The 14,041-nt window shown below is 75.0% G+C and carries 8 protein-coding genes; 4 read left to right on the top strand and 4 right to left on the bottom strand.

Going from position 1 to position 14,041, the window contains the following annotated elements:
- The first annotated feature begins 134 nt into the window (after window positions 1–134).
- The 4 genes from IE170_RS27045 to IE170_RS27030 all read left to right on the top strand — a co-directional run bounded on the left by IE170_RS27045 (window position 135) and on the right by IE170_RS27030 (window position 9,090).
- A complete protein-coding gene (locus IE170_RS27045) occupies window positions 135–4,133 on the top strand; it encodes a hypothetical protein (protein ID WP_189812065.1) in 3,999 nt (1,332 codons plus the stop codon).
- Window positions 4,134–4,502: 369 nt separating this feature from the next.
- A complete protein-coding gene (locus tag IE170_RS27040) occupies window positions 4,503–5,495 on the top strand; it encodes a methyltransferase (protein ID WP_229885198.1) in 993 nt (330 codons plus the stop codon).
- Window positions 5,492–7,288 carry an ABC transporter transmembrane domain-containing protein gene (locus IE170_RS27035; protein ID WP_189812063.1) on the top strand — a complete coding sequence of 599 codons (1,797 nt, stop codon included), beginning with the start codon at window positions 5,492–5,494 and terminating at the stop codon, window positions 7,286–7,288. The genes IE170_RS27040 and IE170_RS27035 overlap by 4 nt, the downstream gene beginning before the upstream one ends.
- Complete coding sequence (locus IE170_RS27030) at window positions 7,285–9,090, top strand: ABC transporter ATP-binding protein (RefSeq protein WP_189812062.1); 1,806 nt, start codon at window positions 7,285–7,287, stop codon at window positions 9,088–9,090. The genes IE170_RS27035 and IE170_RS27030 overlap by 4 nt, the downstream gene beginning before the upstream one ends.
- Before the next feature lie 30 nt (window positions 9,091–9,120).
- Here IE170_RS27030 and IE170_RS27025 read toward each other — a convergent pair whose 3' ends face one another.
- The 4 genes from IE170_RS27025 to dpgB are packed head-to-tail and all read right to left on the bottom strand — an operon-like array spanning window position 9,121 to window position 13,988.
- Window positions 9,121–10,326, bottom strand: a complete 1,206-nt coding sequence (locus tag IE170_RS27025; protein WP_189812061.1) for a cytochrome P450 — start codon at window positions 10,324–10,326, stop codon at window positions 9,121–9,123.
- Window positions 10,323–11,651, bottom strand: a complete 1,329-nt coding sequence (locus tag IE170_RS27020) for an aminotransferase-like domain-containing protein (protein ID WP_189812060.1) — start codon at window positions 11,649–11,651, stop codon at window positions 10,323–10,325. Before IE170_RS27020 ends, IE170_RS27025 begins: the two co-directional genes overlap by 4 nt.
- Window positions 11,648–13,192, bottom strand: coding sequence for a (3,5-dihydroxyphenyl)acetyl-CoA 1,2-dioxygenase DpgC (gene dpgC / locus IE170_RS27015; RefSeq protein ID WP_229885196.1), 1,545 nt, complete (start codon window positions 13,190–13,192; stop codon window positions 11,648–11,650). Before dpgC ends, IE170_RS27020 begins: the two co-directional genes overlap by 4 nt.
- On the bottom strand, window positions 13,185–13,988 hold the full coding sequence (gene dpgB / locus IE170_RS27010; protein WP_189812059.1) for an enoyl-CoA-hydratase DpgB: 804 nt from the start codon (window positions 13,986–13,988) through the stop codon (window positions 13,185–13,187). Before dpgB ends, dpgC begins: the two co-directional genes overlap by 8 nt.
- Between the last annotated feature and the right edge of the window lie 53 nt (window positions 13,989–14,041).

Raw genomic sequence — 14,041 nt, 5'->3', positions numbered from 1 at the left:
CCGACCCTGTCCGAAAGCATGCCCCCGACACGCAACTCGCTTCGCGCAGGTCGGGCCCAGGGATAGGCTCCGCTGTTCTCGCCCGCGCCCCCGTGCCGATCACCGGGGCCGGGCCTGCTCGAACTGGGGGGTTCATGAACCTATCGCCACCTGGCAGCAGACGGCTGCCCGGCACCCGGAGGAGGAGCCGTGCGGCCCTCGCCTCGGGCGCCCTGCTGCTTGCGGTGCTGACGGCGTCCGCCGGCCAGAACGGATCCGCTCTCGCCGCCACGCCGCCTGCGGCCACCACCACGGGACCCACCGCCGCTTCAAAGTCCGCCGCGGCCGATGCACCGCGCGGGACCGTCGCGGGGCCCGACCCCGCGGCGAAGCCCGACGTGAAGGCGGCCGCAGAAGCGGCGGCGCGCTCACTCCGGGCGAGCGACCCGACGGGCCCCTGCCCGTCGACGCTGAAGCCGCACGAGGTCGTCACCTGCGACGTCCCGACCAACACGGAGGTACGCCTCGGCCTGACGCTGCCCCAGCCGAAGGATCTCCTCCTCATCCAGGCCATCGCCAGCGAGGGAGGGGAGACGCCCCGCCTCCTCGCACCCGACGGCGCACCCGTCACCTGCACCTGGGCCCGCGGCTACTCCGGTGGAGCCCTGCAGTGCCCCACCGCCTCGGCGGGCGCGTACACACTGGCCTTCACGAACCACCGCAGCTCGGGCATCGCCCTCTCCGCGGCGTACACCCCGCTGCTGTCGACCACCGCCTGCACCCCGGTCGGCCCCGCCGACACCCGGCTCGGCGCCCCGACCGTCTTCAGGCGCTCACTACCCCTCGGCTCGTCCGGCGACTGTTACACGCTCGACACGGCCGCCGGTGAAATGCTGCGCTCCTACACGGGCTCCTACCAGGTCCTGCAGGGCGTGTACGACGCCACCGGCAAGGAGGTCTGCTCCTCCCGGGACCGGCAGGCCGATGCGCTCGACTGCCGGCTCGACGGCACCGCACCGTTCCGCATGGCGGTCCTGTACTCACACGGTTCGGCTGGTCCCTACGAGTTCACGGCGGCACGGCTTTCCCGGCCGGAGGGCTGCCCGGTGGTCGAACCCCAGCCGTTCGGGGTCTCCGCGGACACGACGGGAACGGCGCGCTGCCGCCTTCTGCGCGTTCCGACGGCCGGGGCCTACGCCCTCGGCCCGGTCTCCGCCGGCTCCGCACCGTACGGAACCCTCCTGACGGCTGAAGGGACAGCGCCCGGGGGCTGCAACACCGCGGAGCAAGGCGTCTGCGAACTGCCCGCAGGCGACCACACCTGGGTCGTCGACCCGCGGACCGCCGACGGCACCGCCTTCGGGATGTCCTTCCGCTCGACCCGGGAGACCCGGGGCTGCGCCCCGACCCACGACAACGGGCTCGTGGCGGGCGCCGCCACCGGCACGTTCACCGGGCCCGGTCAGCACTTCTGCCTGACGCTCCCGACCGCCACCGGGCAGGGCCTCTACCTGCTCAACCGGCCTCCCGCGGGCGGCGACTTCGTCGCGGCCGCCGTCTACGACGCGTCCGGCGCCAAGCAGTGCGCGGGCTCGCCCGAGGCCGTGTGCAAGTTGACCGGCACGGCTCCGTTCCGCGTGGTGCTCGGCAACACGGAACCCGAGGCGTACGGCCTGGTGATCCACCGCACAGGCGACGCCGCCGGCTGCACCGCTTGGCCGCAGACCCCGTTCGGCTCCTCGTCCGGTGCCCAGGTCCAGCTGTCCGACGGCGTACGGCAGGCGTGCCTCAGCCTGCCAGCGGACCGGCACTCGGTCGCGGAGACGGTCGACTACGCCAACCCGCGGAACCAGCGGAACGCAGACGTCAAGATCGTCGACCCGCAGGGCAACGTTGCGTGCGCGGCGGACTACTACAGCTCGGCCACCTGCCGCCTCACCGCGGGCGTCCCCTACACGGCCCTGCTGATCGGCACGCACCGGACCGGCGCCTACACGGTCGTGCGACGTGACGTCTCGGCCACGGCGACCTGCACCACCCCCGTGTCCACGAAGGTGGGCGGCCCGTCCACGCCCTTCGATCTGACCTCGGCCCTGGACGCCGCCTGCATCCGGGTCACGGCCGAGGCCGCCGACAAGATGTGGTTCAGCGCGCGGACGCGCGCGGGGCGGTACGACCCGACCACCAAGGCGGTCGTCATCGACTCGACCGGCAAGATCGTCTGCCATCAGTTCGGGATCTCCTGCCAGGTGACCGGCTCGACCTCTTACGTCATCCTCGTCGCGACGTCGAAGTACGACGGCAGGCCGATCCACACGGACGTGGACACGTGGAGGGTCGGCACGGCAGCCGGCTGGGCGCCGGAATGCGCCGCGAGCAGGGTGTCCGTCGACGGCTTCCCCGCGCGCAGCGGTGTCCTCTCCGAGTCCTCCACGGCCTACTGCGCCGTGATCGACATGAAGGAGAACCAGAGTTTCCGCGTCGTCGGCACCAGCAGCGCGACCGACGGCGAGCACCCGTGGACGAGCCTGCTCAGTGCCTCGTGGAATCCGGACTCGCCACTCGCATGCACCGGATCCCTGGGCGCTTTCCAGAAGGAATGCAGCGCGCGCTTCGGCGCACCGGCAGCCGGGGAGGCGGTCCTCCTGCTGAGCCCCGGCACGGCAGCCACGCCCGTCGAATTCAGCATGCAGGGCGTCTGCCGATCCGCCTGCACCCGCCCGCCGCTCGAGAACCCGACCGGTATCAGCCCCGCGTCGGGTCCCGCGGGGACCCGTTCGTACGCCGTCGTCACCGGCACCGGCCTCACCCTCGGCACGAGGTTGAAGCTGATCAGCGGCGACTCACCCGCAGGGGAGCTGGAGGCCGTCTCGGTGAACCCGGAGGGCACCGAGCTGAAGGTGGCGGTCAACACCACCGGGCTGGAGCCCGGCGCGTACGACCTGCTCCTCGACGGCGCGGGTTACACGGACGGCGAGCCGTCTCCCGGCTACCTGCCGAAGGCGTACACGGTGACGGCGGCCGCGGCGGTCCCGCAGGGCAGTCGGTTCGTGCCGATGGGCCCGTCGCGTTTCCTGGACACCCGTGACGGTACGGGTGCGCCGCGGCAGCGTGTGGGCCCGGGCGGCGTGGTCAGCCTGCAGGTGGCCGGTGTGAAGGGTGTTCCGGCGAGCAGGGTGACAGCGGTGGTCATGAACGTGACCGCAGTTGATCCGACGGAGTCGGGGCACGTGACCGTGTATCCGAACGGGCAGGCGGCGCCGCAGTCGTCGAATCTGAACTTCACACCCGGACGGATCGTGCCGAACCTGGTGACGGTGCCGGTGGTGAACGGGAAGGTGGACCTGCGCAACAGCGCCGGGACCGTGGATCTGATCGCCGACGTGAGCGGGTACTACACGGACAAGGCGGGGGTCGGATCGGCCCTGAACCCGATCACGCCGTCGCGATTCCTGGACACGCGTGACGGTACGGGTGCGCCGCGGCAGCGTGTGGGCCCGGGAGGCGTCGTGACGCTCCAGGTGGCCGGTGTGGCGGCTGTTCCGGCGAAGGGGGTGACGGCGGTGGTCATGAACGTGACCGCAGTCGAGCCGACGGAGTCGGGGCACGTGACCGTGTATCCGAACGGGCAGGCGGCGCCGCAGTCGTCGAACCTGAACTTCACACCCGGGCAGGTCGTGCCGAACCTGGTGACGGTGCCGGTGGTGAACGGAAAGGTCGACCTCCGCAACAGCGCAGGCTCGGTCGACCTGATCGCCGACGTGACGGGCTACTACGCGGCCGCGGGAGCGGCGTTCTCGGCAGCGGGCCCGGTGCGGCTGCTCGACACCCGCGACGGCACAGGTGCCCGATCCGGTGCGGTGGGCCCGGGCGGTCTCGTCAGCGTGCGGGTGTCCGGTGTTGCGGGGGTGCCCGCACAAGGCGTGAAGGCCGTCGTCCTGAACGTCACGGCGACCAATCCCACGGAGGCCGGCCACCTGGTCGTCCACCCGCACGGGACGGGGCGCCCGAGCGTGTCGAACCTGAACTACACGCCTGGTTCGACCGTCGCCAACCTGGTGGTGGTGCCCGTCGTGGACGGCCGTGTGACGTTCTGGAACAACACGGGCTCCGTGGACGTGGTCGCCGACCTGAACGGCTACTTCACGTCCTGACAGCCGGACGACCACCGCAGGGGCCCTGCCCGACCACGACATCGGGCAGGGCCCCTGCTTCCGTTCCGGGGGCGGCTGGATTGTGTGGGGGCCTGTTGCCGGGGGATGGGGGGTGTGCCAGCATGCGAGGGCGTGATCGTGATCTTGGAGTCGGCCGTGGTGCCTCCGTGAGCGGGCCCCGGCGATCCGTTGACGAGAGGTGCGACGTTGAATTCGTCTGCCGACACGGCACCATCCGCTGGGACCGATCCGTCCGGCCAGGTCGGATGTCCTGAGGCGGCCCTTCTCCCCGGCCAGGCCTCCCCGCCCGGCGGTGCCGGACCGGGCGGTGCCGCCGTCGATCCGGTCGTCGAGCGGTTCCACTTCCTCGTGAACGCCCCCGCCCTCTTCAACGCCGTCGTCACCGCGCTCGAATGGGACGTCTTCGGCCATCTCTCAGCCCACCCCGGCGCCTCCTTCGAGGAGCTGCGCGCCGCCGTCGGGGTGCCGGCGCACTCGCTGCGGGTGCTGCTGCACGCCGTGTGCACCACCGGCCTGCTGGAGCGGGGCCCCGACGGCGGCTACCGCAACGCGCCCGCCGCCGCCGAGCTCCTCGCCCCCGACGGCCCGGACAGCTGGCGCCACATCCTCACCGGCTGGCGGGACATCTACTACCCGGCGTTCGCGCGCATGACCGAGGCCCTCGCCGCCGGCACCAACCTCGCGCTCGACGCGCATCCCGGCGACGAGCCGACGCTCTACCGGCGCCTCGCGCACGACCCTGAGCGGGAGGCGGTCTTCCACCGCAGCATGAGCGCGTTCACCCTCAAGAGCCTCGACGCGCTCGTCGACACCGGGGAGTTCGCCACCGTACGGCACCTCCTCGACATCGGCGGCGGCGACGGCACCACCAGCGCCCGGCTGCTCGCCCGCCACCCGGGCATGCGCTCGACCGTCTTCGACATCCCGTCCGTCGCGCAGCTGGCCGCCGACGCGAAGGCCGACGCCCAGGACCGCATCCGGCTGCACCCCGGCGACCTCTTCACCGACCCCTTCCCGCCCGGCGCGGACGCCGTCCTCTTCAGCCACGTCCTGGAGATCTTCTCCGGCGAGCAGATCACGGAGCTGCTCGCGAAGGCGTACGCCGTCCTCCCCTCCGGCGGGCGGGTGTTCGTCTACGGCTACAACGCCTCCGACGACGAGACCGGCGGCTGGTACTCCGCGCGCCTCTCCCTCTACCTCAACGTGCTCGCCAGCGGCCAGGGAATGGCCTACCCGGCCCGCGACTACGAGGAGTGGATGCGCCGGGCCGGCTTCGACGCCGTACGCACCCTCACCGGCTACCCCTACGAGCACGGCCTGACCATCGGCACCAAGCCGTGAGCCGCCGGTTCACCACCGCCGGCCGCGCCCGGTTCCCCGCCGCCGACCCCGGGGCGCCCGCCACCGGCTCCCCGGTCCGCTTCCTGCTGTGGCTGGCCACCCGCCACCGCGGCAGCCTCGTCCTCGCCACGCTGTTCGGCGTGCTGTGCACCCTCGCGCAGGCGCTGGTGCCGGCGGCCGTCGCCCTCGGCATCGACCGCGGGCTGCTCCAGCGCGACCGCGAGGCGCTGCTGCTGTGGGGCGGGGCGGTCCTCGCCCTCGGGGTCTTCCAGGCCGTCGTCGGCATGCTGCGCGACCGGGCGTCGACCACGAACCGGTTCGGCGCCGTGTACGGGACCACCCAGCTCGTCGTCCGCCACGCCGCCCACCTCGGCGCCGACCTGCCGCGGCGGGCCTCCACCGGTTCCGTCGTCAGCGTCAGCGCCTCGGACGTCGGCCACCTCGGCACCGCCCTGGAGGGCACGGCGCGCGGCAGCGGCGCGGTCGTCTCGATCCTCTTCGCCGCCGTGTTCATGCTGGCCACGTCCTGGCAGCTGGGGCTGGTCGTGCTCGTCGGCGTCCCGCTGATCGCCGCCGCCGTCACCCGGCTGATGCGCGTCCTGCACGGCCGCCAGCAGCGGCTGCGCGAACAGCAGGGCGCCCTCACCGACCTGTCCGTCGACATCATCGACGGGCTGCGCGTGCTGCGCGGCTTCGGCGGCGAGAAGACGTACGGCCGCCGCTACCGCGAGGGCTCCCAGGCGGTGCGCGCCGAGGGCACCCGCGTCGCGGCCACCGTCGCAGACATCGCCTTCCTGCGCGTCCTGCTGCCCGGCGCGCTGCTCGTGGCCATCGTCTGGCTGGGCGCGCACCAGGTCGGCACCGGCCGCCTCGAACCGGGCCTGCTCGTCGCCTTCTACGGGTACGCCGTCTTCCTCACCGACCAGCTCGGGCAGGTCACCGCCATGCTCGACCAGCTGACCCGCGCCAACGTCGCCGCCGGACGCGTCCTGGACTTCCTGCGCCTGGAACGGGAACGGCCGGGCGGCACCCGCCGCCTCGACGACGACGCCGCCGCGACCGGCCTCCCGCTGCACGACCCCGACTCCGGGCTGACCGTCCCGCCCGGCCGGCTCCTCGCCGTCGTGTGCGGCACCGAAGGGGACGCCCGTACGCTCGCGGAACGGCTCTGCGGCCACACCGACTCCGCGGTCCTGCTCGGCGACACGCCCCTGTCCGCCCACCGCACCGACGACGTACGCCGCCACACCCTCCTCGCCGACAACGACGCGACCCTCTTCGCCGGCCGCCTCGGCACCGAACTCGACCCCCGAGACGGCGCACCCCGCGACGGCGACCCGGGAGGCGACGGCCCCCGAGACAGCGACCCCCGCGACGACCGCCCCCGCACCGAAGCCCTCCTCCGCGCCCTCGACACCGCCTCCGCCCGCGACGTCGTCGACGCCCTCCCCGACGGACTCGCCCACGAGACCACCGGCGGCCGCGAGTTCTCCGGCGGGCAGCAGCAGCGGCTGCGCCTGGCGCGCGCCCTGCTCGCCGACCCGCAGGTGCTCGTCCTCGTCGAGCCGACCAACGCCCTCGACGCCCCCACCGAGGGCCGCATCGCCCGGAACCTCGGCCCCCACCGCGCCGGGCGGACCACCGTCGTCTTCACCACCAGCCCGATCGTCCTCGAAAGCGCCGACTCGGTGGTGTTCGTCAAGGACGGCAAAGCCGTCGCCGAAGGGCCCCACCGGGCCCTCCTCGCCGACCCCGACTACCGCGCCGTCGTCACCCGTGAGGTCCTCGCATGACCGCCCCCGCCGCCACCGCCCCGGACCCCGGCGCCGGCCTCGACCCCGGCACGGCCCCGCCCGCAGACCGGCTGCCCGTCGCCTCCGCCCGGGAGGTCCGCGCGCACGCCCGGCGGACCATGCTCCGGCACCGCGGCCCCCTGGCCGCCTCCCTCGCCCTGCACGCGCTGGCCTGCGTCGCCGCGCTGGCCGCACCCCAGCTCCTCGGCCGGATCGTCGAGGACGCCGCGCACGGCTCGCTCGCCGTCACCCCGGTCGCCCTCGCGATCTGCGCCGCGGTCGTCCTCCAGGCGGTGTTCACCCGCTTCGCCCGGCGGGCCTCCCTCCGCCTCGGCGAGACCGTACTGGCCGACTTGCGCGAGGAGTTCGTCGACCGGGTGCTGGCCCTGCCCACCCCCGTCGTCGAGCGGGCCGGCACCGGCGAGCTGGTCACCCGGACCACCCGGGACGTCGACGTCCTCGCCCTCACCGTGCAGCGGGCCGTCCCCGACACCCTCGTGGCGGGCACCACCATCGCTTTGACCATCGGCGCCGTCTGCCTGACCGACCCCCTGCTGGTGCTGCCCTGCCTCGTCGCCGTCCCCGTGCTGTGGCTGTCCACCCGCTGGTACCTGCGGCGGGCCCGCGCCGGCTACCTGCGCTCCAACTCCGCGTACGCCCGCCTCACCGACACCCTCGGCGAGACCGTCGCCGGCGCCCCCACGGTGGAGGCGCTCCGGCTCCAGGGGCGCCGCCGGCGCCGCACCGACGCGGACATCGCCGCCTCGTACGCGGCCGAACGGCACACCCTGAACCTGCGCAGCACCTACCTGCCGATCGCCGACACCGGCTACATCCTCCCCGTGGCCGCCACCCTGGTCATCGGCGGGCTGATGTACATCGAGGGGATGGTGGGCCTGGCCGCCGTCACCGCCGCCACCCTGTACGTCCAGCAGGTGATCGGGCCCGTCGACACCATGCTGTACTGGATGGACGAACTCCAGGTCGGCGGCGCCTCCATGGCCCGCATCCTCGGCGTCCGCGACGCCGCTGCCCCGGCGACCGCCGCCGCCCCGGACACGGCCCCACACCCCGGATCCCCCCGCGACGGCGCGCTCGACGTCCAGGGCGTCCACTTCGCCTACCGGGAGCGGCAGGAGAGCCTCCGCGGCGTCGACCTGCACGTGCGGCCCGGCGAGCGGCTGGCCGTCGTGGGCCCCTCCGGCGCGGGCAAATCCACCCTCGGCCGCCTCCTCGCCGGGATCGACACCCCCGGCCGGGGCACCGTCCGCCTGGGCGGCGTCCCACTGACGGAGCTGCCGCCGGACGAGCTGCGCCGCGGCGTCATCCTCGTCACCCAGGAGTACCACGTCTTCCGCGGCACCCTCGCCGACAACCTGCTCGTCGCCCGCCCCGACGCGACCCCCGCGGACCTGGAGCGAGCCCTGCGGGCCGTCGCCGCCTGGGAGTGGGCGTCGGCGCTGGGCCTGGACCACGAGGTCGGCTCCGGCGCGGCGGAACTCCCCCCGGCCCGCGCCCAGCAGCTGGCCCTGGCCCGGCTGCTGCTGCTCGACCCGCCGGTCGTCGTCTTCGACGAGGCGACCGCCCTCCTCGACCCGCACACCGCGCGCACGGTGGAACGCGCCCTGGCCGGCCTGCTCGGCGGCACGGTCGTCTCCATCGCCCACCGCCTCCACACCGCCCACGACGCGGACCGCGTGGTCGTCCTGGAGGACGGCCGCATCACCGAGACCGGCACCCACGACGAACTGGTGGCCCGCGGCGGGGCGTACGCCCGCCTGTGGAAGTCCTGGCACGGCTGACGCGGCACGTCAAAGGCCGGTACGGGCCCCTCACCAGGCCACGGGCAGCCGGTGCACCCCGTAGAAGCCCATGTCCTCGCCCAGCGGCACCTCCGACGCCGGCACGGCCAGCTTCAGCCCGGGGAGGCGCGCGAACAGCGCCGGGAACGCGATCCGCATCTCCGTGCGGGCCAGGTGCTGCCCGATGCACTGGTGCGGCCCGTGGCCGAAGGCGAGGTGCCCGGAGGCGGGGCGGGCCAGGTCGAGGCGGTCGGGGTCGGCGAAGCGCGCCGGGTCGCGGTTCGCGGCGGACAGCGAGACCGTGACGGACTCCCCGGCGCGCAGCGTCCGCCCCTCCAGGACGACGTCCTCCAGCGGGGAGCGGGGCACCCCGAAGTGGAAGATGGTCAGGTACCGCAGCAGCTCCTCCACCGCGTTCCCGGCGAGCGACGGATCGTCCGCGAGCCGGGCCGCCTCGCCCGGGTGGCACAGCAGCGCGAACGTGCCCAGCCCGAGGGAGCCGGCCGTCGTCTCGTGCCCCGCCGACAGCAGGAGGGCGCCGACGCCGGCGACTTCCGCCGTGGTCAGCTCGCCTCCGGCGGCGAGCGCGCTCAGCAGGTCCTCGCCGGGCGCCCGGCGCCGGTGCCGGGCCAGCTCCGTGAGGAATGCGTCCAGTTCGGCCATCGCCGCCGCGGCCTCGGCGGCGGTCGCGTCGATCCGGAACAAGGTGGCGCTGTTGCGCTGGAAGGAGGCGCGCTCGCCGTACGGCACGCCGAGCAGCTCGCAGATCACCATGGAGGGGACGGGCAGCGCGAACGCCTCGACGAGGTCGGCCCGGCCGCCGAGGGCGGCCATCGCCTCCAGGTGGTCCCCGACGATCCGCTCGATGCGGGGCGCCAGGGCCCGCGTACGGCGGGCGGTGAACCAGCCCATCAGCTGCCGGCGCAGCCGCGTGTGGTGCGGCGCGTCCATGTCGACGAGCCAGCCCGGCAGGGCGGGGCTGCCGTAGAACGGGTCCGTCCCCGGCCGGGCCACCGGCACCCGCTTGAGCTCGGAGCGCGCGCTGAACCGGGGGTCGGCGAGCACCCGGCGGGCCGCCTCGTGGCCGGTGACGAGCCATCCGAGGTGGCCGTCGGGGTAGCGCAGGCGGCTGACCGGGCCGCGGGCGTGCAGCGCCGCGAGTTCCGGCGGCGGGTCGAACGGGCGGTCCCGGTCGCGGGCGGTGGGGTGGGCGGGGACGCTCCGGTCGCCGCTCACGAAGAACCCCCCGGCCGCGCGCCCGCCCCGGCCCGCGGCCGGGCGTGCTCCCGGAGGAAGGCCCCGAGCCGCCGCACGCCCTCATCGATCTCCTCCGGATCCAGGTAGCTGCACGACAGCCGCAGCGTACGCCTGCCCCCGCCGCCCGGGTGGAAGGGCGCCATCGGCGTCCACAGCACCCCGTACCCGGCCGCGGACGCCTCCAGCAGTCCGGCGTCCGCCGGCACGGGCAGCCGCATCCGGACGAAGAACCCGCCGCCGGGCCGGTTCCACTCCACTCCCTCCGGCAGCCCTGCCGCGCCCTCGCGGTCCAGCGCCCGCAGCAGGTGCGCGAGGTTGCGCCGGTACAGCGCGGACCTGGCCCGGGCCAGTTCGGCGAGCGAGCCGCCGTGCTCCAGCAGCATCCCGGCGATCAGCGCCTGGCACACCGGCGAGGTGTTCACGGTGACGGCGGTCTTCAACCGCGCCAGCTCCGCCGCGAGCGGCACGGCCGCGGCCCCGGCGGCGGACACGGACTGGTCGGCGACGACGTAGCCGACGCGTGCCCCGGGGAAGCACACCTTCGCGAACGTCCCGATGTGCACGACCCGCCGCCCGCCGTCCAGGGCCTTCAGGGCGGGCAGTTCGGCGCCCGGGGGAGCGGTGAACCCGTACGCGTTGTCCTCCAGGACGAGGAAGTCCTCCCGCTCGGCCAGCTCCAGCAGCCGCGGCCGCCGCCCGGCCGCCATGCGGGTGCCGCCGGGGTTGGCGTAGTCGGGGGCGACGTAGCAGGCGCGGATGCGGCGGCCGCAGCGGCGGGCTGCCCGGCACGCCTCGGCCAGCGCGTCGACGTCGAGGCCGTCGGCGTCCTCGGGGACGGGGACGACCCCGGCGCCGAGCAGGCTGGCGGCGCTGGTGATGCCCACGAAGCACGGGTCGGAGACGGCCAGGAGGTCCTCCGGGGAGGCGATCAGGGCGCGCAGCACGAGGAACATCGCCTCCTGCGCCCCGACCGTGATCACCAGCGCCTCGGGGTCGGCGTCGATGCCCTGGTCGCGGCGGAGGGCGTCGGCGACGATCCCGTTGATCAGCCCGCGGGCCGGCCCGTACTCGTACAGCAGCCGGGACGCCCGGTCCGGCCCGAGGCCCGCGGAGGCCGCGTGCGCGGTGAAGCGGTCCAGGTAGCGGGCGGTGTCCAGGTCCCCGTACGGGGCGGGGTGCGGGGCGCCGGGGGCGAAGGAGAGGGCGTCCGGGTAGCGGCCCATGATCTCGTTGAGGAAGCCGATCGACTCCAGCACCGGGTCCTGGAGCGAGGCGTGCAGTACCTCGCGGGCGAGCAGGGTCATGCCGGCGCCCGCCCGGAGCGCGCCTGGTGCCGCTCGGTCTTGGCCAGCACGTCCGGGCTGTGGATGCGGCGGGCCTGGACGACCGCGAACTCGGCCAGGTAGCCGCGCAGCAGCTCCAGGGGCTCCTCGGCCAGCGTCAGCATGGCCCGGTTGGCGGCCACGGCCGGCCCGGCCAGCTCGCGTACGGCCCGCTCGGCGGCCGCGTCGAGCGCGGCGGCGGGCAGCACCTCGTCGACCAGCAGCGCGGCCGCCGGGTCGGAGGTGCGGATGCGGCGCCCCGCGAGGATGACCTGCCGGGCCGTACGGGCCCCGGTGAGCCGGGTGAGCCGCAGGTTGCCCAGGCCCGGGACGATGCCCTCGTCGGCGGCGGGAAGGCTCAGGAAGGCACCCTCCTCGGCGATGACGCGGTCCAGGACGAGGAGGAGCTGCATGCCGCCGCCGATGGCGAACGCGTCGACGACGCCCACCCACGGCTTGCCGGCCGTGGTACCGCCGGCGGCGGCCGGGCCCTCGCGGAGCAGGCCGCGGGCCAGCTTGTTGACGTAGCCGAGTTCCCGGCCGAGGAGGAACTCCACGAAGGAGATCCGGCCCGCGTGCAGCTCCTTGAGGTTGATGCCCGCGCTGAAGATCCGCCTGCCGGCGTGGCGGCGGTGGGTGACGGGCCCGCCGCGCAGCACGCCGACGCGGATCCGGTCGTCGAGGAGGGCCACGTCGACGGCGGTTTCCAGGTCGGAGATGAGCCGGTCGTCCTCCGCGTTGAGGCAGTGGCCGTTGCGGAAGGTGACGTACGCCCCCTCCCCGCGGCGTTCGAGCAGCACCGCGGGCAGCTCCAGCCGGTCCGTTCGCCGGAACTCCGCCAGGCGGGCCGCCGAGCCGGGCGCGGGCCGCAGCATGCTCTCGATCAGGTGCGTGCCCGCGGTGGGGGAGCGCAGCAGGGCGCCGAAGAAGATGCCCTGGTCGATCGCGCGGCCCTCCTTGTGCGCCTGGAGGCGTTCGCCTTCCGCGGCGAGTTGGGCGGCGTCCGGTACGAGCCCGGGGAAGCGTACGGCGGCCTCCGCGGCCAGGTCGGGCAGCCGGGGCCGGAGCGTCCGCCCGGCGGTGAGCTCGTCGTAGACGGCGTCGGCGTGGCGGGCGAGGAAGGCGTGCCGGACCGCACGGCAGTCCTCGTGGAGGCCCTCGGCCCGCTCGGCCTCGGCGGCGGTGCGGTCGGGGCGCGCCGGCAGGAGGGCGAGCCTCCGCTCGGTCTCGGCGGCATACCCGGCGAGCAGTTTGGCGTCGGCGGCAAGGTCCCCGCAGAAGCCGGGGTCTCCCGAGGGTGCGGGGTCTCCCGGGGCGTCGGGGTCGGCGGAGGCGGTGGGGCCCCCGGAGAAGGCGGGGCCGCCGGGGACGGCGGGGCCGCCCGAGGCGGAAGGACCGCCCGGTGCAGCGGAGTCCCGCGGGCCCGCGGGGGCGTCGGGGCCGGCGGAGGCGGCGCGGGAGTCGGGGGTGCCGGGGCCGTTGGCCGGGAGGTCCGCCTCCCGGCGCCCCGCCCCGTCACTCACCCGGCGCTCCCGCCGGGCCGCCCGGCTCCGCCGCCGCGGCGGCCGCAGCTGCGGCCAGGCGGCGCAGTTCGCGGTCGCAGGCGGCCAGATGGGGCCCGAGCGCCTCGTCGAATTCCAGGCTCTGCGCCTCCAGCAGCAGCTGCCGGCGGACCGCGAGCTCCCGGTCGGAGATCCGGCCCATCAGCACGGCCGCGGTGTGCGCGGCCTCCTCCGTGTCGTCCGCGAGCTGGTCGATCAGGCCCAGGTCGCGGGCCCGCACGGCGTCGATGTCGTCACCCCACAGCACGATCTGCCGGGCGCGGGCCGCCCCGAGCTGCCGGGATATCCGGTGCACGGCCATCCCGGGCCAGAAGTGCCCGTCGTTGACCGGCGCGAGGATCCGCAGGTCCGGCGACCCGATCCGGTAGTCGCTTACCAGCAGCAGGTCGAGGGCGGGCCCGCCGCACGCCCCGGAGGCGACGGTGATGCTCAGCGCGGGCAGCCGCTCCAGCCTCCGCACGGCCCGCTCCCAGCGGTTGATCTGCTGGATGTCCACCGCCCCGGGCCAGGCCCGCGTCCCGGCGGGCGCGTCCGGCAGCCGCAGCAGGACCACCGAGCCGTCGGCCCGCGCCTCGGCGCGGTCGCAGGCGCCGGTGACGGCGGCGGTCAGCTCGGGCAGCGGCTGCCGGGCGTCCAGCTCCAGGGCGGTGCACAGCCCGTCCACCGGTCGGTCGGGCTCGGGCTCCGGCACGGCCCTCGCCGTGCCGTCCGCCGGTTCGCCCTCCGCGGGCGGGGGCAGCGTGTCGTGCGTCCGCATCGCAAGTCCCTTCGTCGTCGCGCCGCCGCCCGCCGTGCGGCCCGGGGTGCGGG

Origin of the sequence: Streptomyces toxytricini (assembly GCF_014649915.1) — a bacterium.
GTDB lineage: Bacteria > Actinomycetota > Actinomycetes > Streptomycetales > Streptomycetaceae > Streptomyces > Streptomyces toxytricini.
The sequence above is the reverse complement of the archived record's forward strand: the minus strand, read 5'-3'. Positions and strand labels throughout refer to the sequence as shown.

Excerpts from the sequence above, each read along its gene's own strand:
- dpgB (WP_189812059.1), bottom strand. The coding sequence starts at position 13,988 with ATGCGGACGCACGACACGCTGCCCCCGCCCGCGGAGGGCGAACCGGCG.
- IE170_RS27030 (WP_189812062.1), top strand. The coding sequence starts at position 7,285 with ATGACCGCCCCCGCCGCCACCGCCCCGGACCCCGGCGCCGGCCTCGAC.
- IE170_RS27045 (WP_189812065.1), top strand. The coding sequence starts at position 135 with ATGAACCTATCGCCACCTGGCAGCAGACGGCTGCCCGGCACCCGGAGG.
- IE170_RS27020 (WP_189812060.1), bottom strand. The coding sequence starts at position 11,651 with ATGACCCTGCTCGCCCGCGAGGTACTGCACGCCTCGCTCCAGGACCCG.